This is a genomic window from Pseudoxanthomonas japonensis (assembly GCF_010093445.1).
GTDB lineage: Bacteria > Pseudomonadota > Gammaproteobacteria > Xanthomonadales > Xanthomonadaceae > Pseudoxanthomonas_A > Pseudoxanthomonas_A japonensis.
This window is the reverse complement of the sequence record NZ_PDWW01000009.1, coordinates 32,966-57,628: the sequence shown is the minus strand read 5'-3', so window position 1 is coordinate 57,628 and position 24,663 is coordinate 32,966. Positions and strand designations below refer to the sequence as shown.

Below are 24,663 nucleotides of genomic sequence, written 5' to 3'. Positions count from 1 at the left end.
AAGCAAAGAAGCGGTTTTCAACAGCCGGATGGCTGGTCAAGAATGCCCTCCGCGGCGAGCGGCGCCATGCGTGAGTAAAGAGATCCATTCCGCAAGGCCATGGAACAGAAGAGCCATCGCGGATGTTGGGAAAACCGGGCAGATTGAGGAAGCGGGCTTCGTCGCCCCTCACCCCAACCCCTCTCCCGCAGGGAGAGAGGCTTAGCTCACTCCAGCAGCCGTGCCCATCCTTCCATCCCTTCCACCCGCGCCAGCACCAGCTTCACGCACACCAGCAGCGGCACCGCCAGCAACAACCCGATGATTCCCCACAACCAGCCGAACAGCATCAGCGCCAGGATCAGGATCAGCGGCGACAGCGCCATCCGCCTGCCCAGGATGATCGGCGTGACGATCTGACCCTCGATCGTGTGCAGCACCAGATACGCGATCGCCGGCAGCAGCGACTGGAACGGCTGTTCGAAGCTGATGAAACCCACCAGCAGCATCGCCACCATGCCGATCAACGGTCCCACGTAGGGCGCGAAGTTCAGCAGCGCCGCCATCGTGCCCCACAGCAGCGCCTCGGCCAGCGGCAGGCCCAGCAGGTACAGCACACCTGCGAACACGAAGCCGACCACCGTGTTGATGATGCTGATGGTCAGCACGTAGCGCGACACCTCGCGCTCGATCGAATGCAGGATCTCCACGGTGAACTTCTTCTGCTGCCGTCCGGGCAGCAGCGCGATCGCGTTGCGCTGCAGGTTCTCGCCGTAGACCATGAAGAAGAACGTCAGCAGCACCACCGCCAGCAGCGAGGCGACCACGCGCGGCGTGGCCAGCAGCTTGCCGTACGGGTCGTCCGGCCTGGCCTGCACGATCTGCGGCTGCCGTCCGGTCTGGCTGCCGGCGGCGGCGCGGGCGAAGTTCTCGGCGGCCTTGTTGGCGTCCTGCACGGGCTTGGTCAGTTCGCGCAACTTGGGCGCCAACTGGCGCATCTCGCGCGGCGCCTGCTGTGCCCATTCCATCGCCGAGGGCAGCATCTTCTGCGCCAGCAGCCCGGCCACGGCCATGCCACCCACCAGCACGATCAGCGCGCCGACGAAGCGGGGGATGTAGAGCTTCCGCAGCACGCGGATGATCGGGTTACCGACCAGGGCGAAGAACATCGCCAGCAGCACCGGCAGTAGCACTTCCTGCGCGGCCCACAGCGTGTAGCCCACGGCCAGCGTGGCCAGCACCAGCAGCGGCGTCGACGCGCGCGGGCGTGAAGGCGGCGGCGTGACCGGGGCGGGCGGTGTGTCGGGTGGAGCGGGTGTGCTCATGGGCAGGTGGCCGCCTGGAAGGATGCGCGATTGTGGCGGCAATCCTGTGGGAGCGACGTGAGTCGCGATGGGCGCGGAAGGTCGGGCGTGTGGTGCGTTCACCCGCGCGCTAGGCGGGACACGGCCACATGAAGAGCTCGCGACTTACGTCGCACCCACAACGCTGGACCTCAGCGCTCGGACAGCTCCGTCGCCGCTTCGGCCGGGCGCGGGGCGGTGACCACGATGTCGTCCTGGTCGAAGGCCTCGTCCACCAGCGGCTCCTCGTCGGCCTGCACGCCCTCGGCCTGTTCCTGCATGTCCTGCGCGGTATCGGCTGCCTGCTCGGCGGTGTCGGCCGCGGCCGCCGCCTGCGCGCTCGCCACGAAGCTGGAGACCGCGGTGAACATCTGCATCCAGCGTGCGCCGTTCATCGCGCGCAGCGGTTCGGCGCGCCCGGCCAGGAAGCCGCTGACCACGCCGGCGATGACGATGCGGCCCGGCGTCCAGCCGTCCTTCCATGTCTGCTTGAGGATGGTCCAGTACAGCGACGTCTGCGCGCCACGCAGTTCCACCCGCTTCTCCGCGCGCTCCACGTGCTGCTGTAGTTGCTCGAAACGCATCAGGCGCCTCCGTTGCCGGCGGGGGGCGGCGCCGGCGGATCTTCCTCGTCCGCGCGGTCCTCGTCGAACAGGCCCAGCTTCGACAGCTGCCGGCGCGTGGCGTGCATGCCGGTGTAGTCGAAGTAGCGCCCCACCTTCCAGGCCGCCAGCGCGGCGACCGCCAGGCTGAGCAGCGCCGCGAACGACAGCGACTGCAGCCAGGAGAAACCGAAGCGCTGCATCAGCGCGATCAGCGCGCCGGTGACCAGCAGCCAGGCCGAGGCGCCGAACACGATGGCCACGCCGGCCCAGGCCAGCGCGCGGCCGAAGGCGCTGCGCGCCAGCCCGAAGTCGGCCGACACCAGCGCGCGCATCGCGCGGCCGGTGTCCTTGGCCGAGCCGTACGCGGCACGGCCAGCCTCACCGACCTCCTTCAGGCTGTCGATGAGGTCGGGCGGTGGCGGCGTCTCGGTGTCGCGGGGCGCGTCGCTCACGCGGCGGGCTTACTTGTCGCCGCCACTGCGCGCCAGCTTGGCGATGATCCAGCCCGCGGCGAAGGCGACGCCGAACGAGGCGATCGGGCGCTCGCGGATCAGGTCGGCGGCGCTGTCGATCAGGTCGCGGCCCTTGTCCATCAGCGCATCGACCTGCTCGCGGGCGGCGCCGCCGCCCGCTTCGGCCGCGGCCAGGCCGGACAGCGCGCCGTCGGCAAGCTCGGACTTGATGTTCGCCTTGCCCAGGCGCAGTTCGTCGCCGGCGGCGCTGGCCGCGCCCTTGATCGCTTCGCCGGCAGCGGCAGCGGCCGAGGCGAGGTGCGATCCGGCTTCGCCGAGGTTGGACTTCAGGGCATCGGTGTTGGTGGGCATGCTCATGGGTGTCTCCTGCAGGCGGGGGATGCGGTCACTCTAATGCACGGGAGTGAACGGGCTGTTAGGTGGAGCAGGGAATGGGGAACGGGGAATGAGGCGATATCGTCGCCGGAAGTCCGGCGACTTTCGGCGGACGCAAGAATCCATTCCCCATTCCCCATTCCCGCGTCATCTCCCTCACTGCATCAGCAGGCGACCGGTGCCGCGTCCGCGAAGGATGTTCAGCACCAGCTGCGCAGGCTTGCGTTCGAAGCTGGCGCGGAAGCCCGGCAGGTCGCCGAACTCGCCGCTGCTGCTGGCGACGATGATGTCGCCCGGCCGCAGGCCGCTGTTCCAGGCACGGCTGTCGCGCACCACGTTGCCGACCTGCACGCCGCCCTGCGCACCGCGGATCATGCTGCGCAGCTGCTGCCGCGCCGATTCGTCCAGCTCCTTCAACGTGGCACCGGTCAGGCGCGCATCGATCGTCGCGCCCTCGGCGTTGCGCACGCCTTCCTTCAACGCGACGCTGAGCTGCAGCGGCTTGCCGTCGCGGCGCACGTCCAGCGCCACCTGCGTGCCCACCGGTTGCAGGCCCTCGAAGTTATGCAGGGCGGCGCGGTTGTCGACGCGCTGGCCGTTGGCCGACAGCACCACGTCGCCCGGCTGCAGGCCGGCGGTGGCCGCGGCCGAACCCGGATACACGCGGGTGATCAGCGCGCCGCGCGCCACGTCCAGCCCGAGGCCGCGCGCGGTGCGCTCGTCCACGTCCTGCGATTCCACGCCGAACGTGCCGCGCCGGACCACGCCGTTGTTGGCGATCAGCTGGTCCATGATGCCGCGCGCCATGTTGATCGGGATCGCGAAGCCCAAGCCGATGTTGCCGGCCATGCTGCCGCGCGGGTTGAAGCTGGCGGTGTTGATGCCGACCAGCCGGCCCTGCAGGTCGACCAGCGCGCCGCCGGAATTGCCTGGATTGATCGACGCATCGGTCTGGATGAAGTTCTGGTAGCCCGCCACCGGAATGCCGCTGCGTCCCACCGCCGACACGATGCCCGAGGTCACGGTCTGGCCCAGGCCGTAGGGGTTGCCCATCGCGACGACGAAATCACCGACCTGCAGCTGGTCGCTGTTGGCCATCGGCACCGCGGTCAGGCCCTGGGTCGGGATGCGGATCAGCGCCACGTCGGTGTCGGGGTCCGAACCGATGAACTCGGCTTCCACCTGGCGGCCGTCGTTCAACGTGACCGACACGCCGTCGGCGTTCTCCACCACATGGTGGTTGGTCAGCACGTAGCCGCGCGTCGCATCGACGATCACGCCCGAGCCCAGCGCGCGTTCGACGCGTTCGCGCGGCATGTCGGGAATGCCCAGGATGCGGCGGAACACCGGATCGTCGCCGAACGGCCCCAGCGGGCTGGCCACGCGCACGGTCTGGCGGCTGTACACGCTGACCACCGCCGGGGTCACGCGCTTGAGCATCGGCGCCAGCGACGGCAGCACCTGGCCGTCCACGGCGGTGGGCAGGGCGGCGACGGTCGGGACCGCGGCGGCGGCGTTGGGCGCGGCCTGGGCGGGTTTCTGGAAGAGGTCGTTGAGGCCGGTGGCGGCGAACCCGCCGAACGCGGCGGCGGCGGACAGGGCAAGCAGGGTGGGGAACGGGCGCAGCGTTTTCTTCATGGTCGGTCGGCAGCTCGTTGCGAAGGAGGGAGCGGGCCGGCGGCGCCGCCCGCGAACCTGAATGAGTCTGCTGACCGACCCCTAAACCTGCAATGAAGTTCACCGGTTGCGACCGTCCGTCGCGGTTCGCCGCGTGATGACGGACGGTGGGGTCGCTGCCATGCAAATGTCATGTCAATCCGGTTGACAGGGGGCACCCCCGGGCGTAGTTTTGCCACTTCGTGCTGACACAAGATGTTGCGGTCCAGCACGAAGCGGACCCAAGTGCTGGTGTTTTTTCGGGCAACACGCCTTGGGAAATCGGGCGCCTTTGGGGATTGGCGCATGAGGGCGAGGGAAGCAGTGGGCACCACGGCATCGGCAGGGTCCACGTCCACAAATCGGCAACCGGTGTGGCGCACGTCGTGCGGCCGCGCGCGGTGTCGTCTCCGTCGTCCGGCACCGCAATGAGTACCGGGGTGGGCCACGGCTCGCCCGCCACCACAGTCAATGACGTTCCAGTCGTTCAGGAGAACAAGACAACCATGAGTACGGTGCGCCTCGAGGCGATCAAGACGGAACAGCCCACCCTGGTCCCCATGCAGCCGGCGTCCCAGGACATCTGGGACAAGAAGTACCGCCTGAAGACCAAGCAGGGCGAGGCTCTCGACGCCGACATCGACGGCACCTACCAGCGCGTGGCCCGCGCCCTGGCCGACGCGGAAGCCACCCCCGAGAAGCGCGCCTACTGGTACGAGCGCTTCGTGTGGGCGCTGCGCCGCGGCGCCATCCCGGCCGGCCGCATCACCTCCAACGCCGGCGCCCAGCAGCACAAGCCGGCCACCAGCACCATCAACTGCACCGTCTCCGGCACCATCGAGGACTCGATGGACGGCATCCTGGACAAGGTCCACGAAGCCGGCCTGACCCTGAAGGCCGGCTGCGGCATCGGCTACGAATTCAGCACGCTGCGCCCGAAGGGCGCCTTCGTCGCTGGCGCCGGCGCGTACACCTCCGGCCCGATGTCCTTCATGGATATCTACGACAAGATGTGCTTCACCGTGTCCTCCGCCGGCGGCCGCCGCGGCGCGCAGATGGGCACGTTCGAAATCTCCCACCCGGACGTCAAGGACTTCATCCGCGCCAAGCGCGAAGACGGCCGCCTGCGCCAGTTCAACCTGTCGCTGCTGATCACCGACGGCTTCATGGAAGCGGTCGACACCGACGCCGACTGGCCGCTGGTGTTCCCGGTGAACGTCAAGGAGAAGGGCGACATCGACGTCGAGGACGCCGCCCAGGTCGTCTGGCGCGAGTGGCCCACCCACAAGAACTACATCGTCCGCGAAGACGGCCTGGTGGCCTGCAAGATCTACGGCCACATCCGTGCCCGCCACCTGTGGGACATGATCATGGTCTCGACGTACGACTACGCCGAGCCGGGCTTCATCCTGATCGACCGCGTCAACGAGATGAACAACAACTGGTGGTGCGAGACGATCCGCGCGACCAACCCGTGCGGCGAGCAGCCGCTGCCGCCGTACGGCGCCTGCCTGCTGGGCTCGGTCAACCTGACCACCTTCGTGCGCGACCCCTTCACCGACCAGGCGCGCTTCGACTGGGAGGAATACAAGGAAGTCGTGCGCGTGTTCACCCGCATGCTCGACAACGTGGTCGAAGTGAACGGCCTGCCGCTGGAACAGCAGCGCCAGGAAATCCTGCGCAAGCGCCGCCACGGCATGGGCTTCCTGGGCCTGGGCAGCACGCTGACCATGCTCAAGCACAAGTACGGCAGCGCCGCGTCCTGCGAGTTCACCGAGGCGATCGCCCGCGAGATGGCCGTGGCCGGCTGGGAAATGGGCCTGGCGCTGGCCAAGGAGAAGGGCGCCGCCCCGATCATGGAAGAGCGCTTCGCCGTCACCGCCGCCATGCTGCGCCAGCGCCCGGAAATGGCGACCGACGGCTGGAAGGTCGGCCAGGAGATCCCCGGCAAGGTGCTGCACGCCAAGTACAGCCGCTACATGCAGCGCGTGGCCACCGTGGCGCCGGAGCTGGTCGATGAGCTGGCCGAAGTCGGCAGCCGCTTCACCCACCACAGCTCGATCGCCCCGACCGGCACCATCAGCCTGTCGCTGGCCAACAACGCCTCCAACGGCATCGAGCCCTCGTTCGCGCACCACTACAGCCGCAACGTGATCCGCGAAGGCAAGAAGTCCAAGGAAAAGGTCGACGTCTATTCCTACGAGCTGCTGGCCTACCGCGAGCTGGTCAACGGCAAGGCCATGCCGTTCTCCGACGACCCGGACGCCAAACTGCCGGAGTACTTCATCGCCGCCGACGACATCTCCCCCAAGGAGCACGTCGACGTGCAGGCCGCCGCGCAGAAGTGGGTGGACAGCTCCATCTCCAAGACCGCCAACGTGCCCACGGACTACCCGTACGAGCAGTTCAAGGACATCTACCGCTACGCCCACCAGCAGGGCCTGAAGGGCTGCACCACGTTCCGCTTCAACCCGGCCGCCTTCCAGGGCGTGCTGGTGAAGGAAGCCGACCTGGAGAACACCACCTACCGCTTCGAGCTGGAAGACGGCAACGTCATCGAGGTGAAGGGCAACGAGCAGATCGAGTACGACGGAGAAATGCACACCGCCGCCAACCTGTTCGACGCGTTGAAGGAAGGGTATTACGGCAAGTTCTGAGGAACGCGCTTTGTTCCTCTCCCCCATTGCAGGGGAGAGGAAAAGAAAGAGGGACCGGCTTTACGCCTCTCCCCGCCTGCGGGGAGAGGATGCCCGGAGGGCAGGTGAGGGGGAGCGAGCGTAGCGAGTTGCTTTTGCTTCTCGCGAACAGCGGCCCCTCATCCGGCCTCCGGCCACATTCTCCCCGCTTGCGGGGAGAAGGGAAAGAAAGAGGGACCGGCTTTACGCCTCTCCCCGCCTGCGGGGAGAGGATGCCCGGAGGGCAGGTGAGGGGGAGCGAGCGCAGCGAGTTGCTTTTACTTCTCGCGAACAGCGGCCCCTCATCCGGCCTCCTGCCACCTTCTCCCCGCTTGCGGGGAGAAGGGAAGGAAAGAGCACTGGCTGTACCCCTCTCCCCTCGCGGGAGAGGGTGCCCCGAAGGGGCGGGAGAGGGGAGGCGAGCGCAGCGAGTTGCTTTTGCTCTCAGCCAACAGTGCCCCCATCCCAACCTTCCCCCGCACGCGGGGGAAGGGGCAGCTCCAGGAAGTTGAACCACCGATTCACCCGCTTCACCGTTCCACCCCGCGCCATCGGGTATAGCATCGGCAGCGTCAAACCAACCTCGCCCACAAGGAGGGCAACATGAGCAACGGTAATGGTGTCACGGCGACGCTTTCCGGCGCAGCCGAAAGCGTGAAGGAAACAGTGGCGGGGATCGGGGAAGCGGTCGCTTCCACCGCCAGCGAGACGGTCGCCAAGGCCAAGAAGGCGGCCAAGAAGGCGCGCAAGACGGTGACCGCCGACATCGCCAAGGCGAAGAAGGCCGTGGCCAAGCGCACCGACAAGGCCACCAAGGCGGTGAAGAAGACCGTCGCCAAGGCCAAGAAGAAGCTGGCCGCCGCCAGCACCGCCGCCAAGGCCGAAGCCGCCAGCCTGCAGAAGAAGGTCACCGGCAAGAAGGCCGCCAAGAAAACGGCGAAGAAGGCAGCGAAGAAGACCACCAAGAAGGCAGCGACCAAGAAGACCGCGGCCAAGAAGGCGGTCAAGAAGGTCGCCCGCAAGGCCGCCGCCAAGAAGGCGCCGGTCAAGAAGGCCGCCAAGAAGGCAGTGAAGAAGGTCGCCAAGAAGGCAGTGAAGAAGGTCGCCCGCAAGGCGCCCGTGAAGAAGGCGGCGAAGAAGGCCGCTCCGAAGAAAGCGGCCAAGAAGGCCGTGCGCAAGGCAGCCCCGAAGAAAGCCACCAAAAAAGCGGCCCGTAAGTAAGACCTGATGCTTTACCCCTCCTCCCCCGGGTCCGGGGGAGGATTGGGGTGGGGGCCGGCCCGGAAGGCCAGGCGTCCACCCATCGACGACAACTTTCAGATACGAACAGGATTCCACCGTCATGGCCGTCAAGATCGACAAGAAAATCAAGGGCTACAGCGTGCTCACCCCGGAAGACAAGGCGCGCGAAGCCGCCGCTGCCATTCCGACGGCGTCGGTGCCGCGCGAGACGGTGGAAAAGGAAACCCCGCAGGACAACATCATCCAGATGCACGAGCGCATCGAGCGCCCGGAAGTCCTGATCGGCAGCACCTACAAGATCAAGTCGCCGCTGGTGGAGCACGCCATGTACGTGACCATCAACGACATCGTGTTGAACGCGGGCACGGAGCACGAGCTGCGCCGTCCGTTCGAGATCTTCGTCAACAGCAAGTCCATGGAGCATTTCCAGTGGATCGTGGCGCTGACGCGCATCATGTCGGCGGTGTTCCGCAAGGGCGGCGACGTGACGTTCCTGGTGGACGAGATGAAGGCCGTGTTCGATCCGCGCGGTGGCTACTTCAAGGCCGGTGGCGTGTACATGCCGTCGCTGGTGGCGGAGTTGGGCGCCATCGTGGAAGAACACATGAAGTCGATCGGCCTGATCCACGATCCGGAAATGAGCGCGCACCAGCGCGCCATCCTGGCCGAGAAGCGCAAGCAGTACGAAGACCGCGCAAAAAAAAACTCTGACGTAAGCGTCGTTCCTTCTCCCGCACCCGCGGGAGAAGGTGCCCGGAGGGCGGATGAGGGCGCCTCTGCCGTGAAGTCCCCCGGCTCCTCCGAAGACATCGCCGTGACCGGCGATGGCGCCAGCTTCCCGCCCTCCGCGACGCTCTGCCACAAGTGCAGCACCAAGGCCCTCGTCATCATGGACGGGTGCGCGACGTGCTTGAACTGTGGTTATTCGAAGTGCGGGTGACCTTGAGGTTATGGCGCTAGTCCGCCCCCGCTTTACGGATCACTACGGAGTCTCACTGGCGCAGTCAGACTTGGACTTCGCAATACCGCTTCTGCAGGAAGACATACCGCTCTATTTGGATCCGTTCTTGCTGTGGCGATCGCCATCGTTGCAAGATCAGGCCCTCCATACCTCGCTAGTAAATTCGTTCAATCGGCTGAACTGGTTGCTTCAAAAAGGCAGGGAGAGCGAGGCGGTTAGTAGCTTAATTCTCGCAAGTGAGTGTGATGAGGTTGGATTGGGCGTGTCCGCGACCAAGAAGGGCAAGCGGATAGGCAGTCGGGTGGCGACAAGTACGCTGAACTTGTTTCGGCATGTTCCAGAGTATGGTCGCCATGGATTCAACCACTTCGAAGAAATTCAGTTATACGTTGACGGCATCTCGCGTGACCGCATTAGCGATATCGCATGCAATTTCCTCAAGTCATTTCTAATCGACTACACGGTAGATCAATGTCTTGGCTTGGGCATTCCATTGGTCAAAGTGGTCCTTCCTTCGCTTTACGATTACAGGAAGTACGAATTCTCCGCTGATGTATCAGTTGATCTTCCTGTAAATCCAGAAACGAACCAGCCAATTTTGCTTGTCCCTAAGAGGTGGCTTCGCTTTGTCCCTTGGATAAATTTCGATGACTACTTCGCCAGCTCCTGCCCGAAAGATGATGTAGTCAACCAGTGTGGCGATGACGGTCGCGTAAGCGTTCTTACGTACAATCGATCAAATTATGATGCGGTCGCGGGATACATTGCCGCAAAAGAGCGATCGGCCGACGATTGCAGGAACGACCCGCTCTTCAAGCAAATTCCGGTGATCTCAGCTAAGAGGAAGTTTGCTGAGATCCAGAAGCTCCCCACTGGCGTAGGGGATAAAGCTGACAAAAAATACGAAGCGGCGGCTACGCAGTTATTGTCGTCTCTGTTGTATCCACACCTTGATTTCGCGGCTACTCAAAGTCGCTCTGAAGGCGGTTCTACCATTCGGGATCTCGTTTTCTACAACAATAGATCCGTGGACTTTCTTGGTGAGATACTTCAAGACTACTCGAGTCGCCAGGTTGTCATGGAGTTGAAAAACGTTCGGTCCATAGAGCGTGATCACATAAATCAGTTGAATCGCTATCTGCTGAATGAGTTCGGAGCTTTCGGTGTCTTCGTGACTAGAAATCCGTTGTCTAAAGCCATGTTCAAGAACACTATTGATCTGTGGTCCGGCCAGCGAAGGTGCATCATCTCTCTGACTGATGAGGACCTGGAGTTGATGGTAAATGTCTTCGAGAGTAAGCAAAGGCAGCCAATAGATGTCCTGAAGAAGAAGTACATTGATTTTCGACGAGCATGTCCATCATGAGGTGATGAATATGGATGTTGACGAGTTCGAGAAGGTTAGTGGGCAGCTTGATGGTGTGTATCAAGAGATTTCTGTTCTGGTGAAGAAGTCGCCGAACGATGCTGTTAATTCCTTCAAGATTGGACTTATAAACTCCACAATCAGAAGGGCGAATGATTTACTTGAAGACAAGTATCGACCTTTTCAGGAGTTCTCAGAGTTTTCCTCGGATGATCTCCCAACGAATAGCGATGTTGCCTTGATCGTGTCTCAATACATTGAGTGTATGGAGAAGCTCAGGGCCGATAACATCTACCAAGAGATGGGCAACTGGTACTGGCGAGTAGAAGGGCGGAGCATCCGCACGTTGGCTCCACGCAAGCTACGGAGGAAGTAGGATTTCTATGACTTCAGTTAAAGCTCGCGGTGCTCGTCACGACGAACTGATGCCGTTGTTGGAGGCAATGTTTCGCGAATTTCAAGATGCAGCGAAGAAGAAGCCCGACGGAGCGTTGAACAAGAAAAAAGTCCAGATTGTCAACAGATTGCTCGAGTCTGTTTTTGAGATTCTGGATGGTGAGGTATCTCGTAGTTATCTCGATCTTCTGGATGAGGATGATCTTCCTCAGAACAGTGATGTCGTTCTGATGCTGGGGCAGGCCGTTGCTGCGATGAAGGCTTTTCACAAGAAAAATTACGGGTTCTCCTCTGCGCGCGGTGCTTATGGTTGGGGGCTAAGGGCCGATTGATGTCGGCGATAGGTTGCGTTGATCCGAGAGCAGGGGGGAGTGCATCCCCATCTAGTGGCGGCGTTCTGAAATTTAGTCAGCCCTATGTTGTTGGCGTCTACCTGCTGTTCTTGCTCCCAGACTGCTTGGCAGACTGTCCATCCTTTCTTGGCCAGCGGGCCGCAACATCGTCGCGTCCAACTTCTAGAGCAGTCTTCCTCGCTGGTCCGACTAGCGTCACTTCATTAAGATTTGTTCGGAATAGTTCTCCAATAGTTTCTTCTCTGATCTGATTTCGCTGTTGTTCAAAAAGTTGGAGCATTGCCCTGAAATGGGGTTCTGCATCTCTCGCGATATCTCCGCCTAGCGAGATGACACGGGGATTCGTTGGCTCTATCCCTATCTCGAAGGGATGCCTGGGGCGTTTATATGGCAATCCGATCGCGACTTGTTTGCACTCGCCTAGGGCATCGTCGTGAGCAAACATCTTGTCGCGAAGAGTGATCAGGTAGTGATGGAAGTCGCGCATGCTCTCAGTTGCTTGAGTGCGCACCAAGTTTCCGGCATCAAAGGTTCGACGCGCGTGGTTAGCCTTGAACGGTTTGCTGTACTGGATCACAGCGCCCACCCATAAGCCTTGCTCTAGCAAGGGATGCAAGTCGTCTAGGTCGTTACGGCAGCATTGTTCCATCATCTCGTGGGCCGAATGTAAGTCGCGAATAGAGAAGACTAGTTCGTGATATCGCTGAACTGATGGAGAAATGACCTCGTAAGTACCCGCCTCGTTGATCGTATAGACGCCAGTCTCATCGAAGACTGGGCGGGGAAACTGTGTTGATCTGGGCATGTTGGCCTCCAAGGGGGGGGCTAGCTTAATTAAGGTGGCTTGACCGACAGGTGGGACGCGTAGAGGGTAAGGATGGACCGAACGGTCTGATTGAATCAGATTCGCGGGTGTCCGAATCGACTTTAGAATTCGCAGTTTCGGATGCCAGATCGCCATGGAGTTGTCCGTAAGATTTCCGTCAATCCTGTTTCGGCGAAAGAAAACCCTATGAGTGAGACCTCACGCAGTGTCCAAGTTTTTTTCGAGGAATGCCTGCGGGACCATATACGCTACAACGATGAGCATAACTGTCTTCCCAGCGAGAGTGCGGTTGCATATCGCCTACTTGGTAGGAGTGGTGAGCTGGCTCAAGTGTATGAAGAGATGCATGCCAAGCTGCGCGGGGAGACGCCAAAGCGAGTTCTAATGGCTTGCTTCCTTTCCACGGGAGCTTTTTGGTCGCCGGATCGGATAGCTAAAGATCGCTCGGACCGTGATGAGCTCGTCGCACTAAACTTGGCGATCTCAAAGGTCGCTTATGAACTAGCAGGCCTCCTGGTGCAGCGGGACGAACTTCACAACAGCTCTGGTTTCTACAGTGATACGCACTACGACATAGTGCAAGTGATCGATGAGGCGAGCGCAGATAACGGACGCTATACGTACTATCTGAAAGAACCTCTAGAGCGGCTCGGCGGCAGGTTCGATATGAAGTACTGGCCTGCGTTGGATGCAATCGTCCGAACTATCGCGGAAGATGCGCGTAGGGCGCTGGTTGTGGCATCGGATCCTCTTACAGAAGGTGCCACGCGCAGTAAGCGCCCCTCGACGGCTGACTTCACCCGTGCGCTGGAGGCGGCTATCCTTGAGAATCGCGCGGGTTTATCTAGTGGTATTCCAAAGGACTTCATGCTGTCAGATCAGGCGATTGCTAGTTTGGTCAATGTTCTGATTGATCTTCCCGCCGATAAGATGGTTGATCCTGTGCACGTGAAGAACACTCGGAGCAAAGGAAAGAAGCTGAAGCCAAGTTTGTGGGAACAGGGGTCATAGTACATTTCGGCATACCCCAGTGAGTCGATTAGGCCCCAAGACAACGATCAAGGAGTGAGCGTCCATGTCCACCCACTTCGATGCGGACGCCGTCAAACAGCAGTACCGCGAGTACGAAACCGATCGCCTGATGCGCATCGCGCTGGCGACGACGGACGAGTACGGCGAGGAAGCGATCGACCTGGCGCGGCACGAACTCATCGGGCGCGGCATCCAGGACGCGCGCTTCGACACTCCGCCGGGACGCTCACCGCCGCCCATCCCCGGCGCCAAGCCGACCGACACCCTGCCGCTCGTGCTCAAGGTGCTGTGCGTCCTGCTGCCCGGCATCGTCATCTTCCTGGCGGCTGGCTACCTGATGGCCGGCAGGAAGAAGGCCGCTGGAGAAGGCCTGTTCTTCATGATGATCGGCTGGTTCTTCTGGCTGCTGCTGTTCAAGGCGTTGGGCAACTGATGCGGTAGGGTGGGGTGGGCGCGTGAACTCCTCGCCTCGGGAACGACCCCCATGCCCCACACCCTCACCCTCGACGGCGCCCGCATCCGCGACATCCCGTCCTTCTACGACGAGATCAACCGCGTCTTCATGACCGGCGTCGACTGGACGCTCGGCCCCAGCCTGGATGCCCTCGACGACATGCTCTACGGCGGCTACGGCGCACTCGATGGCGCTGCCCCGGTAACGCTCGTCTGGACCAACTTCGCCGCCAGCCGCGACGCACTCGGCGTCGACACCACACGGCAATACCTGCTCGCCAAACTGGCGCAGCCCGAACGCTTCAACAGCGCACACTTCCAACGCGCACTCGATGCCCTGGACGCCGGCCGCGGACAGACCTACTTCGACATCGTGCTGGAGATCATCGCCGCACACCCGAACATCACCCTGGTGCCGGACGAGCGCGCGTAGACGCGTAGCCCGGCTAAGCGCAGCGCACCCGGGACGCCTGCCACGTGACCCGTCCGTGCCCCGGGTGCAGCCTTTGGCCTTACCCGGGCCACGTTCCCGGGTGGTGCCATTTCCATCGGTGCTCCGCTGGCCACTGGTGGCATAGTTCGCGGCAGGGGATAACCACAAGGAGCGTCGGGGATGGCTGCACTGGCAAGCATCGGGTCCAAGACCCAACACCTCATCGAACTGGCCGCCAAGCTCACTGTCATCGGCGTGCCCGCGCTGTACTTCGCCGGATGGGCGTACCTGGATACTTACTGGGGCGAGTTCGGTATCAGCGACGCCCTGTTGGGCTATTCCAGCGTGGATTACATCCGCCAAGGCGCGTTGGTGCTCATCCTGTCGATCCTCGGACGCACGTCGTGGGTCGCGTGGTTCGCGGGCGTGTCCGTCGTGACTCTTCTCATCGTGGCCTGCATCAGGACCTTTGGCATTCCCCGCCTGTCAGGTATCGGCCGGAAAGTCAGAAAGTTCTTCGTCGAGATGAATCGGCGAATGCAGGTCGCACCCCGACATCGCGCGCTCGCCGATGCCGTCGATGCCGGATTCGAGAATCTCCAGGTGGGTGTGCTCGGTTTCCTCCTGCTGTTCCTGTTCGCCTTCGGCCTGATCTATCTCGGCGTAAAACCTGCTTCGACCAAAGCGAAGCATGATGCGGAGAAAGAGCGCGCCGCGCTGTCCAAGCTCGCCACGCTGGAACGCAACTGGGTGCTGGGATACACCGAAGCGGAATCCGCCCGGCCAGCGCTGGTCATGCAATGCGGCAGCGAGATGTGCGTGCTGCTGCGTGGCGACAAGACCGACATCATCCCGCGCTCGGCGGTGACTCGCATGGAGACCTGCCGCCGGGTGAGCAAAGCGGACGACGGAAGCATCCATTGCATCGCCAGGACGGCATTGCTTGGCTGAGTGGCCGACCAGGAAAGATCGATATGAAACGTTGGTTCAACTTCTTTAGAAAGAATCGGAACGAAGTCGTTGGACGACCAAAGCTTGCTGCCGAGGCTGTCGATGAGCTCAACCTGGCGATTCGCCGCGGAGACATCGAAGGTGCCCGTTCCGCACTCGGAAAGGGAGCTCCGACGGACGCATGCACCTTCGACAACGAGGGCTATCACACGCCCCTGGAACTGGCGGAGAAATGGGGGCGAACGGAGATTCTTGAGCTACTTGGGGCAACGAGGAGGGAGCGCAGGCAATCAGTTCCTGAGCTCCCTGACGAGACGTAGCAATCGGTCGTTGTCCTGCCTGGCGAGGGCTTCGCGGGCTGCTCCACGAACCTTCAGCAGGTCAACCGAACCCTCGGCCATGCCGGCGAACATGGGACTTGCCAGCGGCTCATTGAAGAGAAAAGCCACGCCGCTCGCCCAGCCATTGTTCTTGTCCATGGAGGCTTCGATAGTCCCGGCCAGGATTTCGGTGAACGTCTTCTCAGCGCTTCTGCCGCCCTTGGCCCATATCCAGACGGCCAGCTTCATGTTCCTTTCGCTGGACTCGTAGATACGCGCGCCAACCTCTGCCTTGAAGGAATCCTTTCCTCCCCGGCGGGGCTGAAAATGCAGATTCAGTTGCCATGGATCGCTGGATCGCTTCCGCATTACTTTGAACGGACTTCCTTTCCGGCAGAGTTCAGCCTCGATGTCGTGCTGGATGCCGCCAAGGAGAAGCAGCGCGTCCCGCTCTGCGGAGGTGATCACCTCATTCACCATGTCTCCGAATCGTTCGTTCGAACGAATGGATTTCAGCTCTTCCGGAAGATCATCGTCCTCCTCCACGTTCAGCAGTTCCATCGCCCAGCAGTGTTTGGCCCAGAAGCCCAAGGCTATCGAATCGGTCATTTGCGCTCCGTCAGTAGCCGCTCGATATCAACGGCGTTGTTCTTTGCTAGCAGGTCGATCAGGTCCGCCCCGCAAGAGATCCCGCAGAGCTCCTCCAGGAGCCCTGACAGGTAGATGCGCAGGAACGCATGCCCCTCGCTTTGTCCGAGTCCGCGGTAGGTCGCCAGGAACTCCCTCGCGATGTCCAGGTAGCTCATTCGTGCCCATGCGGACCCAAGCGCAGACGACTTTCCGGATCGGCCGTCTTCGCTGAGGAATACACGGAGGACCTGGACATCCGACCACCCCTGCCTTGCGCGACGTTCCAATGCGCGGTCGTAATTCAGGAGCTGATCTTTCTGCTCCTCCGCGTCCACCTTCGCTTCAACCACCACTGCCCAGCGGGTCCCGTTCTTGGCATGTCCTTCGATCAGGACATCCATCCTGCAGTCACTTGATAACCAGAACTCGGATGCGACGTTCGTGACTCGAGAGGATGGGTCAAGGATCAGGCTTTTGAGGGAGCTGGCGGGATCCTGTTCGCCGGAGACATTGATCGCGCGAACGAAGGCTTGGCAGAGCGCCGACTCAAAGCCATGCGGCTGCCTGGGATCAATCAGCCACGACAGCGTGCCCGTATGTATGGTCTCCTGGCGGATCATGCCGATCGCGCGAAACAGCGATATCCGGCCAAGAAGAGGACTGTCTGGAACGTCCAGCAAGTGAGCATCCAGCAGCTTGCGCGCTTGGCGTTGGACCAAGACAAGCGCTTCATCAAGTGCTTTCCCGAGATCCGCGAGTCCGTCATGCGACAAGACGTCGGACTCTCGCGGCCAGTGCAGGGTGGTTCCGATATGTGGAGCGATCCGTTCCAGATCAGCGACGAAGTCGTGGCGAAGCACCTATCCCCCTGTTCTATGCCCCTTCGAGCACGTTCGAATATAGCGGACCGGTCGCGCGGGCTCTATCCCGCGATCATGGACCTTAGCCCGCGCGGTGGGCCAAGGCCCACCCTACGCGGACGGCATCCGTCGCCGTAAGTCCTGCGCTTCCCATCCTGCTGCCCTGTAACCGATCATGCCGGGACCATCCACAAGGACTGTCCCATGCCGCGATCCCTCATCGCCGCCGCCCTGCTGGGCGTGATCGCCATGCCTGCCATGGCCACCGTGCCCGCCGCTACGCCCAACGCCTGGCTGGTTGGCGACTGGATGCTCTGCAAGGACCCGGACAAGAGCGCGAAGGACACGTTGCGCTTCGAGCCGGATGGCACCGGCTGGGTGCTGCGCGAGAAGGGCAACATCGAGACCGTCTACCGCGTGCGCGAACAGCGTGTCGAACTGCTGGCCAATGCCAACGGCCGCGCCATTCCCATCACGCTGACCTTCACCGCCACGCGCGACGTGCTGCAACTCCATAGCGACAAGACGGGCTCGGATTCCACCTACGTCCGCAAGGACGGAAAGCGCGTGGGCGAGTGCGACGCGTAACGCGGCCGCCCGGACAAGCGCAGCGCACCCTGCCGCACGGGCGATAGACTACCCACCACGAATCCCTCATCCTCAAGGAACACCCCATGCCCTTCACCACCACCGCCTCCGGCCTGCAGTTCGAAGACACCGTCGTCGGCAGCGGCATCGAGGCCAAGCCCGGCAGCAACGTCACCGTGCACTACACCGGCTGGCTGTACGAGAACGGCGCGCAGGGCGCCAAGTTCGATTCCAGCAAGGACCGCGACGAACCCTTCATTTTTCCCCTCGGCGGCGGCATGGTCATCAAGGGCTGGGACGAAGGCGTGCAGGGCATGAAGGTGGGCGGCCAGCGCACCCTCATCATTCCCGCCAGCCTCGGCTACGGCGCGCGCGGCGCCGGCGGCGTCATCCCGCCCAACGCCACCCTGAAGTTCGACGTGGAATTGCTGGGGACCTGAGCCGCGCGACGTATTCGCGTAGCCCGGGTAAGCGCAGCGCACCCGGGTTGCTTTACCCGGAATGCTTCCGATCCCCGGGTGCGGCCTGCGGCCTTACCCGGGCTACGGGTTTCCGTTATGGTCGCGGCATGGTCAGGTATCGCCGCAATCGGATTGCAGGCGCAACGTACTTCTTCACGGTCACGTTGCGGGACCGCAGGAGTGATCTGCTCGTTCGCGAGATCGATGCGTTGCGTGCCGCGTGGCGTGTTGCCGCCAGACGCATACCGCATGTGGTGATCGCCGCCGTCGTTCTGCCGGACCACCTGCATGCCGTGATCCGCATGACGGACGCGACCTCCAACTATCCGCGGCTGTGGCAGGACATCAAGAAGGGGTTCACGCGGCGGGTTGTTCCCGCCGGGGCGCCGTCACCCTGGCAGTCGCGCTACTGGGAGCGAACCGTTCGCGACGAGGAAGAGCTGCAGGCGCTGGTCGACTACGTGCACATCAATCCTCTCAAGCATGGGCTGGTCGAGACGGTAGCGGCCTGGCCGCATTCCAGCTTCCATCGTTACGTGGCGCGGGGATGGCTGTCGCGTGAGTGGGCGGCAGATCGTGATGTCGCGGGTCGGTGGGGCGAACGGTAAGCGAGTATCGGACCCTGATGCGGGTTCAGCAAACATGCGTAGCCCGGGTAAGCGCAGCGCGCCCGGGGTGCCTTGCACGGAGCGTGTCCGAGACCCCGGGTGCGGCCTGTGGCCTTACCCGTGCTACGTGGCGCGGCCAGCCATTGCACGCGATCGGTACCCATCAGTCGGCGGGCTTGAGCCCGCCCTACGACGAACGGCGCAACGCGGCCAGTTGCGCTTCCAACTCGGCGATGCGCGCATCGCGCTCGGCCAGGGCGCGCTGCACGTCCTCGGCTTCGAAGCGCACCGGGATGTACTTCGGGCAGTTCCAGTCGAAGGCGTCCACGTGGATCGTCATGGTGCGTTCGGTGCGCGCCTCGCCCGGTGACTCTTCCACGCTCAGCCGGCCCAGCAGCTTCAACCGTTGCCGGTGCGTGTAATCCATCAGGATCAACGCCACGCGGTCGTCGTTGGCCACGTTGCCCACGCTGATGAACTGCCGGTTGCCGGGCAGGTCGGTGAACGTCAGCGTCTTCGCATCGACCACGCGCAGGAAGCCCGCCGCGCCGCCGCGATGCTGCACGTACGGCCAGCCCGTTTCCGACACCGTCGCCATGTAGAAGCTGCGCTGCGCGTGGATGAAGGCCGCCTCGTCCGGGCCAAGCTCGGCATTGCGCACCTCGTCGCCGGACTCGAAGGCGCGGGCGTACTGCGCGCGGCTGCCGTCGCGTGCCTGCGCGTCGCGGACGGCCGGGGTGAACGCGATGTTCGCGAATGCATGTCTCATGTCGGTCTCCAGATCCGTAGGGCGGGCTCAAGCCCGCCATCGCGCACCATCGGCCATCCCGCACGGTGGGCCAAGGCCCATCCCGCGATGTCACTCCCTCACCCGCATCTGCGCCGGCCCGCCCGTGACCTTGCCGCGCGTCTTCGCAGTCTCGCCCAGGTAGGCCAGGGCGAACTGGGTGAACTTGACGCTGTGCTGCGCGGACTCGCCCATCGTGGCCAGCGTGTCGTAGGACGTGTGGATGTAGGGGAAGCTGCCGCTCGGGCTGCCGCCTTCGAACATCATCGCCGCGGGATATCCCGCGTTCGTCCACGACGCGTGGTCCGAGCAGGCGTATCCGCATGCGGTGGCGCTGCGCGTCAGGCCCATCGGCGCCAGGTAGGTGTCGAACAGGGTGACGAAGAAGGTCTTCAGGTCGGTGTTGGAGTAGTCGCTGATCAGCTTCATGTCGCTGGTCGCGCCCGCCTTGTAGTTGGTCATGTCCACCTGCAGCACGCTGACCACGTTGACGCCGCTGGCGCGGAACGACTGCGCGATGGCATTGGAGCCGCGCAGGCCGACTTCCTCGGCGGCATAGCCCATGAACTTCACCGTACGCCGCGGCTGCCAGCCGTCGGCCAGCGCGATGCGCAGCGTCTCGGTGAGCGTGGCGATGCCCGAGGCATCGTCGTCGGCGCCGGGTGCATGCTGGTTGGGGTCGTACGGATTGCTGGCGTTGATCGAATCCAGGTGCGCGCCCAGCACGACGACTTCATTCGGCAGGTCCCAGCCGCGGATGGTCAGGATGACCGAGGGTTGCGTGCTGCAGTTGGTGCAGGCGGTGAACAGCTCGGTGGTGACGTCGCTGCGGCCAGCGGCCAGCGATTGCCAGTGGTTGCGGATCCAGTCGGCCGAGGTCCTGCCATGGCTGCTGGCGAAATAGCGGTTCTGGTAACTGGAGAGGTGGTTGATGGTGTCGTAGAGGCGTCGCTCCTGCACCTGCGGCAACCAGCGGTTGACCGTGGCCTGGTTGTCGAGCGTGTAGCCCGCGAGCATCGTTTTCGCCATCGCCTGCTTCGCGCGGTCGGCCTGCACGAAGGCCTCGGCCCGCGCGCGGGTGGAGAAAGCGAAGTAACCGCCGCAGCGCTTCTCGTTGACGTGCACGTAGTGGCTGATCTCGCCCAGCCTGTCCGCGCGCGATTCGGCGATCACCAGCGGCATGCCCGCACTGTCGCGACGCGCGACGGCCTGGCGCGTCAGCCCACGGATGCCCTGCCAGGTGGCCTGCGAGGTCACGAGGTACACCGGCGCGAACGGGTCGGCGGGCGAGGGTGCCGCCGCCGCGGGCGCGGCGATCGTCATGCCGGTTCCAGCACGAATCGGGGAAGGCGCATCCGCGGGATCCACGGCATGCGGCGCAGACGAACGGATCACGAAAGACACGGCCTGCGTGCGTACCGCCGCGGCGTGTGTCGCGCGCCGCGTGTCCGACCGCAACAGTCCCGCGCTGACCAGCACGAGCAGCAGCATGATCGGCCCCAGCCAGAACAGTTTCATCGTCGCCTCCCCCGGATGCCGGCCCGCAGCATTACGACCGCCACGCTACCACTTCCTCGGCGCCACCACGTCGCCGTAGGGCGGGCTCAAGCCCGCCATCGCGCACCCTCCGCACAGGGGCGCGTCGGATCGAGCGACGCAGCCCGCGCAGGCGCAGCGTTCCCGCCGGCCAGTCGACCGTCCGGCCCCGGATGCGGCCTGCGGCCTTATCCGGGCTACGCTTGGTATCCGAAGCACTGTCGATGAACCCCACGTCCATGCAGGCGCCATCGTGAGCGACGCATCCAATCCCTACGAAGCGCCACGCGCATCGCTTCCCGCGCCTGACGGCACCTCCATGCCGCCCGCGATGTTGGCGATCATCGCGTGTTACCTCGCGCATCTGGCGCTCGAGATCCTTCCGCTGTATGCCACGCCCATGGCGCAGTTCGAACTCTTCACGCCCTCGATGGTGGTCATCGGCCTTTACGGCGTGGCGATGTCGGTCGCGCTGTGGCGAAAGCAGCCGTGGGCCAGGGTGTGGCTGGTGCTGACGACGGTGATCGCGGCATTCCTGCTCGGGCGGCTGCTCTGGCGGGGTGTCTCGATCGCGCAGTGGCCCGCCGTGGCGGCCGGGATCCTGCGGATCGCCGTTGGCGCGATGCTGTTCCTTCCTTCGGTTCGCCGCTGGTTCGCGCAGCGTCGCGCCTGAGGTTGCCCGCCATGCCGTCGGTGCGGCCCGCAACCTCCGGGACCATGCGTTACCCGCCGGCTTCACGCTCCTGCGAATAGGCTGGAACCCTTCCTCCACGAGACGACACCATGGAACCGACCGTCCACCCGTTCTCCGACCTGTTCGCGCAGTTGGGCCTGCCGAACGACAACGCCAGCATCCAGCAGTTCATCGCCACGCATTCGCCGTTGCCCGATGACGTGCGTCTGGAAGAGGCGCCGTTCTGGTCGCCTGCGCAGGCGCAACTGCTGCGCGAAGAGCGCCTCGACGACGCCGACTGGGCGATGGTGGTGGACCGCCTGAACGTCGCGCTGCACGACACGCCCACCGCGTAGGGCGGGCTCGCGCCCGCCGCCGCGACGTCGAGGGCCACGCGTGCGGAGGCGTGCATCCGGTCGGCTACAGGATGCCGTAAGCGGAACACGCCACACCGGCTTTCCCCTCAGGACCTCCATGCGCCCTTTCCTCCTGTTCGCCTTCGCCCTGCTGCACGCCGTGCCCGCCGTCGCCGACGCCACCCCACTGGACGGTGCGTGGGTGGTCGATCTGTCCACCGAGCCCGGCACGCCGTATACGCAGCCGATGCAACTGACGCTCAATGCCGACGGAACGGTCGCCGGCCGTTTCTACAACAGCACGATCGAGGCGGGACGCTGGAAGCAGAGCCGCGGCCGGCTGTGCGCCAGCTTCCGCACCACAGACGGCGTGGGCCCGTACCACACCTCCGTCTGTCTGACCGGCGACACCGCGACGGGACAGACCTGGGCCGAGCATCGTGGCTTCCTGTTCAACTGGAACGCAGTGCGCGCCACCGTGGACACCGTCCCGCCTGCGGGCACCTGAGCGGCGCGACGCGCGCTCCGGCGCTCTATCATGCGCAGGCATACGGCAAGGGGATGCCATGCAGCCCGATACCGCCGGCCCCGGCTCGCGTCCCGAGCCGAAGGACCTGCAGTTCCGCGCAAAGGATGAAGACACACGCCGGGTCGCGCAGCTCCGGCGGCGATGGCGATGGCTCGCCTGCGTCCAGGTACTGGTGATCGTGTCCGTCACCGGCTGGGTGCTGTTCACCCAACATCACCCCGGCCTGGACATGTCGGCATCCATGTACCTGCTGTGCCTGCTGGCGATGGCGGCGGGCGGCATCAGGATGGGCGTCACCGCGTTCCGCGACATCGACGACGACCTGCACCTGCAGCGCGGCACCGTGGCGAACGCGGAATACCTGCAGCTGGCGCCGCTTGCGGGACTGGTTGGCTGGGCCGCAGGCCTGGTGCCGTTCTGGCGTTACCTGCATGGCTGGGAGCCGGGCAAGGCGGCGCTGCTGGTCACCAACCCCTTCGGACTGTACTTGCTGACGCTGGGCGTCAGCTTGCTGGCGATGCCACTGATCGTGTCGCCGCTGGTGGACATGATCGACAGCCTGCGGAGCGACGACCACGCGCATGATCGATGAGGCAATGCCGCTGCTACCATCGCGACGCCGCAGCGGGAACGTCGTCGTCCTCGCCCTCCTGCGCCGGCGCACCCTCCCTACAGGAGCATGCCGCTTGAAACCCGCGATCCTCTGCCTGCTGCTCGCCGCCGCGTCGCTGCCAGTGCGCGCCGACGCGTGTTCCTGCATGCGTCCCGGCACGCCGGTCGAAGAGAAGACGCGGCACACGCGCGTATTCCTGGGGCAGGTGCAGGCCATCGAGGACGACGCCCACGGCGAGCCCCGCCGCCGCGTCCGCTTCCTCGTCCGCGAGACGTTCAAGGGCACCCCCGTGCGCCGGCTCTCGGTGGAGACGGGGATGGGCGGCGGTGATTGCGGGTACCGCTTCAACACCGGGCAGGACTACGTGGTGTACGCGTGGGGCCAGGACGATGCGCTGGCGACGGGCATCTGCTCGCTGACCGGGCCGGCGTCGGATCCGCGCAGCGGACTGGACGTGTTGCGCGGGGCGCCGTGATGTCGCGTGCCGAAGCGAGGCGGCATGCAAGCGAGGCCGTCTTCCGCGATCCCCTGGCCGTACGCAAAGGAGTGCCATGCTCAGGCACCTGACCCGCCTCTTCTCACGCCCGCAGGCCACGCCGACGGCAGCACGTCCGCGCGTCGCGGTGGACATGGCCTGGTTCGCCGATACACGGTTGCCGATCGTGGACTGGGAACGCCTGGACGCGCAGGCCGGCGACCTTGCCGGCGAGGCGGCGCACGCGTTCTGGGACTCGGCCGCGCAGGCGTGGCTGGAGGCGCTGCGCGATGCGCTCGGCACGCATTACGGCATCGCCGCGTCGCAGGATTTCCTGCTGCTGTCCACGCTGGAGGCGCGTCCCGCGCAGGTGTTCCTGGCGACCTGCCAGCGCATGCGCGCGCGCATCGTGCGCAACCTCGGGTCGCTGGCCGACCAGGGCGGGTGGGGGCGGCACGTGGTGATGGTGTTCGACGATCCCGACGACTATTACGACTACGTCGGCCACTACTACCCGGACGGTGGCGAGTACGCGATGTCGTCCGGCATGTTCATCCAGGCGGGCTACGGGCATTTCGTGATGCCGCTGGAGCAGATCGACGCGATGGAACCGGTGATCGCACACGAACTGACCCATTGCCTGCTGACCCACCTGCCCATCCCGGCGTGGCTCAACGAAGGGCTGGCGGTGAACACCGAGCACACGATGTTCCCGCAGCTGGCCGCACCGCAGGCGCAGCTCTACTTCCCTTACGAGGTCGCGGCGCAGCATGCGGCGTACTGGAACGCCGACAGCATCCAGGCGTTCTGGTCGGGCAGGTCATTCCTCGCCACCGACGAGGGCAACCGCCTGTCGTACGACCTGGCGAAGAAGATCACCGCGCTGGCGGCGCGCGACGAGCCGGCGTTCCGTGCGTTCGTCGCCGCCGCGCACCTGCAGGATGGCGGGCTGGCCGCCGAACACCACCTCGGCTTTCCCATCGCGCATCTGGTGGAGGCGGTGCTGGGCGAAGGCCCCTGGCAGCCGCAGCCGGAGCGCTGGCGCGACGGGATCGAACGCGGGCAGTTCCGTTCCGGCTGACGCACGGCCGCCGGTGGTGGCCGGCGC

The 24,663-nt window shown here is 64.0% G+C and carries 29 protein-coding genes; 19 read left to right on the top strand and 10 right to left on the bottom strand.

The features are described from left to right. Positions 1–206: 206 nt before the first annotated feature. The 5 genes from CSC78_RS08580 to CSC78_RS08560 all read right to left on the bottom strand — a co-directional run bounded on the left by CSC78_RS08580 (position 207) and on the right by CSC78_RS08560 (position 4,401). Positions 207–1,304, bottom strand: a complete 1,098-nt coding sequence (locus CSC78_RS08580; RefSeq protein ID WP_162337494.1) for an AI-2E family transporter — start codon at positions 1,302–1,304, stop codon at positions 207–209. A 170-nt stretch (positions 1,305–1,474) separates the two neighbouring features. Then, positions 1,475–1,906, bottom strand: coding sequence for a hypothetical protein (locus tag CSC78_RS08575; protein ID WP_162337493.1), 432 nt, complete (start codon positions 1,904–1,906; stop codon positions 1,475–1,477). Then, positions 1,906–2,379 carry a phage holin family protein gene (locus CSC78_RS08570; protein WP_162337492.1) on the bottom strand — a complete coding sequence of 158 codons (474 nt, stop codon included), beginning with the start codon at positions 2,377–2,379 and terminating at the stop codon, positions 1,906–1,908. Before CSC78_RS08570 ends, CSC78_RS08575 begins: the two co-directional genes overlap by 1 nt. Positions 2,380–2,388: 9 nt before the next feature. Next, positions 2,389–2,751, bottom strand: a complete 363-nt coding sequence (locus CSC78_RS08565; protein ID WP_202924151.1) for a hypothetical protein — start codon at positions 2,749–2,751, stop codon at positions 2,389–2,391. Between the two features lie 180 nt (positions 2,752–2,931). Continuing rightward, the gene (locus CSC78_RS08560) at positions 2,932–4,401 is read right to left on the bottom strand and encodes a Do family serine endopeptidase (protein ID WP_162337550.1); all 1,470 of its coding nucleotides are present in this window, start codon (positions 4,399–4,401) and stop codon (positions 2,932–2,934) included. A 536-nt stretch (positions 4,402–4,937) separates the two neighbouring features. Here CSC78_RS08560 and CSC78_RS08555 point away from each other — a divergent pair. From CSC78_RS08555 to CSC78_RS08530, 6 genes are all read left to right on the top strand, one after another. After that, positions 4,938–7,088 carry an adenosylcobalamin-dependent ribonucleoside-diphosphate reductase gene (locus CSC78_RS08555; RefSeq protein ID WP_162337490.1) on the top strand — a complete coding sequence of 717 codons (2,151 nt, stop codon included), beginning with the start codon at positions 4,938–4,940 and terminating at the stop codon, positions 7,086–7,088. A 621-nt stretch (positions 7,089–7,709) separates the two neighbouring features. Further along, positions 7,710–8,327, top strand: a complete 618-nt coding sequence (locus CSC78_RS08550) for a hypothetical protein (protein WP_162337489.1) — start codon at positions 7,710–7,712, stop codon at positions 8,325–8,327. 121 nt (positions 8,328–8,448) lie between these two features. Further along, entirely contained in the window at positions 8,449–9,288 is an 840-nt protein-coding gene (locus tag CSC78_RS08545; RefSeq protein ID WP_162337488.1) for a TSCPD domain-containing protein, read from the top strand. Between the two features lie 70 nt (positions 9,289–9,358). Beyond that, positions 9,359–10,675 carry a hypothetical protein gene (locus CSC78_RS08540; RefSeq protein ID WP_202924146.1) on the top strand — a complete coding sequence of 439 codons (1,317 nt, stop codon included), beginning with the start codon at positions 9,359–9,361 and terminating at the stop codon, positions 10,673–10,675. 4 nt (positions 10,676–10,679) lie between these two features. Then, a complete protein-coding gene (locus CSC78_RS08535) occupies positions 10,680–11,051 on the top strand; it encodes a hypothetical protein (protein WP_238391208.1) in 372 nt (123 codons plus the stop codon). 7 nt (positions 11,052–11,058) lie between these two features. Further along, positions 11,059–11,403 (top strand): hypothetical protein, encoded by a 345-nt coding sequence (locus CSC78_RS08530; protein WP_162337486.1) that lies wholly within the window; start codon positions 11,059–11,061, stop codon positions 11,401–11,403. A 97-nt stretch (positions 11,404–11,500) separates the two neighbouring features. On the opposite strand, the gene CSC78_RS08525 is transcribed toward CSC78_RS08530, so the two are convergent. Further along, a complete protein-coding gene (locus CSC78_RS08525; protein WP_162337485.1) occupies positions 11,501–12,229 on the bottom strand; it encodes a hypothetical protein in 729 nt (242 codons plus the stop codon). Positions 12,230–12,370: 141 nt separating this feature from the next. Here CSC78_RS08525 and CSC78_RS08520 point away from each other — a divergent pair, with 141 nt between their 5' ends. The 4 genes from CSC78_RS08520 (at position 12,371) to CSC78_RS08505 (ending at position 15,119) form a co-directional block, all read left to right on the top strand. Continuing rightward, positions 12,371–13,261, top strand: coding sequence for a hypothetical protein (locus CSC78_RS08520; RefSeq protein ID WP_162337484.1), 891 nt, complete (start codon positions 12,371–12,373; stop codon positions 13,259–13,261). Positions 13,262–13,325: 64 nt separating this feature from the next. Then, positions 13,326–13,715: a hypothetical protein gene (locus tag CSC78_RS08515; RefSeq protein ID WP_162337483.1), complete on the top strand. Its 390-nt coding sequence runs from the start codon at positions 13,326–13,328 to the stop codon at positions 13,713–13,715. Between the two features lie 51 nt (positions 13,716–13,766). After that, a complete protein-coding gene (locus CSC78_RS08510) occupies positions 13,767–14,168 on the top strand; it encodes a barstar family protein (RefSeq protein WP_162337482.1) in 402 nt (133 codons plus the stop codon). Positions 14,169–14,348: 180 nt separating this feature from the next. Next, entirely contained in the window at positions 14,349–15,119 is a 771-nt protein-coding gene (locus CSC78_RS08505) for a hypothetical protein (protein ID WP_162337481.1), read from the top strand. 290 nt (positions 15,120–15,409) lie between these two features. Here the strand turns inward: CSC78_RS08505 and CSC78_RS08500 are convergent, their stop codons facing one another. Then, positions 15,410–16,048 (bottom strand): hypothetical protein, encoded by a 639-nt coding sequence (locus CSC78_RS08500; protein WP_162337480.1) that lies wholly within the window; start codon positions 16,046–16,048, stop codon positions 15,410–15,412. Next, on the bottom strand, positions 16,045–16,929 hold the full coding sequence (locus tag CSC78_RS08495) for a PDDEXK-like family protein (RefSeq protein ID WP_162337479.1): 885 nt from the start codon (positions 16,927–16,929) through the stop codon (positions 16,045–16,047). The genes CSC78_RS08500 and CSC78_RS08495 overlap by 4 nt, the downstream gene beginning before the upstream one ends. 204 nt (positions 16,930–17,133) lie before the next feature. On the opposite strand from CSC78_RS08495, the gene CSC78_RS08490 reads away from it, so the two are divergent. The 3 genes from CSC78_RS08490 to CSC78_RS08480 all read left to right on the top strand — a co-directional run bounded on the left by CSC78_RS08490 (position 17,134) and on the right by CSC78_RS08480 (position 18,586). After that, positions 17,134–17,517: a hypothetical protein gene (locus tag CSC78_RS08490; protein ID WP_162337478.1), complete on the top strand. Its 384-nt coding sequence runs from the start codon at positions 17,134–17,136 to the stop codon at positions 17,515–17,517. An 86-nt stretch (positions 17,518–17,603) separates the two neighbouring features. Beyond that, on the top strand, positions 17,604–17,957 hold the full coding sequence (locus CSC78_RS08485) for an FKBP-type peptidyl-prolyl cis-trans isomerase (protein WP_162337477.1): 354 nt from the start codon (positions 17,604–17,606) through the stop codon (positions 17,955–17,957). A gap of 128 nt (positions 17,958–18,085) precedes the next feature. After that, complete coding sequence (locus CSC78_RS08480; protein WP_162337476.1) at positions 18,086–18,586, top strand: REP-associated tyrosine transposase; 501 nt, start codon at positions 18,086–18,088, stop codon at positions 18,584–18,586. A gap of 187 nt (positions 18,587–18,773) precedes the next feature. Here CSC78_RS08480 and CSC78_RS08475 read toward each other — a convergent pair whose 3' ends face one another. Beyond that, positions 18,774–19,355 (bottom strand): pyridoxamine 5'-phosphate oxidase family protein, encoded by a 582-nt coding sequence (locus CSC78_RS08475; protein WP_162337475.1) that lies wholly within the window; start codon positions 19,353–19,355, stop codon positions 18,774–18,776. Between the two features lie 90 nt (positions 19,356–19,445). Further along, positions 19,446–20,891, bottom strand: a complete 1,446-nt coding sequence (locus CSC78_RS08470) for a M20/M25/M40 family metallo-hydrolase (protein WP_162337474.1) — start codon at positions 20,889–20,891, stop codon at positions 19,446–19,448. Between the two features lie 337 nt (positions 20,892–21,228). Here CSC78_RS08470 and CSC78_RS08465 point away from each other — a divergent pair, with 337 nt between their 5' ends. From CSC78_RS08465 to CSC78_RS08440, 6 genes are all read left to right on the top strand, one after another. Further along, the gene (locus CSC78_RS08465) at positions 21,229–21,582 is read left to right on the top strand and encodes a hypothetical protein (RefSeq protein WP_238391207.1); all 354 of its coding nucleotides are present in this window, start codon (positions 21,229–21,231) and stop codon (positions 21,580–21,582) included. Positions 21,583–21,692: 110 nt separating this feature from the next. Beyond that, positions 21,693–21,938 (top strand): DUF2789 domain-containing protein, encoded by a 246-nt coding sequence (locus tag CSC78_RS08460; RefSeq protein ID WP_162337472.1) that lies wholly within the window; start codon positions 21,693–21,695, stop codon positions 21,936–21,938. Between the two features lie 118 nt (positions 21,939–22,056). After that, positions 22,057–22,446, top strand: a complete 390-nt coding sequence (locus tag CSC78_RS08455; protein ID WP_162337471.1) for a hypothetical protein — start codon at positions 22,057–22,059, stop codon at positions 22,444–22,446. Between the two features lie 58 nt (positions 22,447–22,504). After that, a complete protein-coding gene (locus CSC78_RS08450; RefSeq protein ID WP_162337470.1) occupies positions 22,505–23,059 on the top strand; it encodes a hypothetical protein in 555 nt (184 codons plus the stop codon). A 94-nt stretch (positions 23,060–23,153) separates the two neighbouring features. Next, positions 23,154–23,555, top strand: a complete 402-nt coding sequence (locus CSC78_RS08445; protein WP_162337469.1) for a hypothetical protein — start codon at positions 23,154–23,156, stop codon at positions 23,553–23,555. Between the two features lie 76 nt (positions 23,556–23,631). Then, the gene (locus CSC78_RS08440; protein WP_162337468.1) at positions 23,632–24,636 is read left to right on the top strand and encodes a hypothetical protein; all 1,005 of its coding nucleotides are present in this window, start codon (positions 23,632–23,634) and stop codon (positions 24,634–24,636) included. Positions 24,637–24,663: the final 27 nt, after the last annotated feature.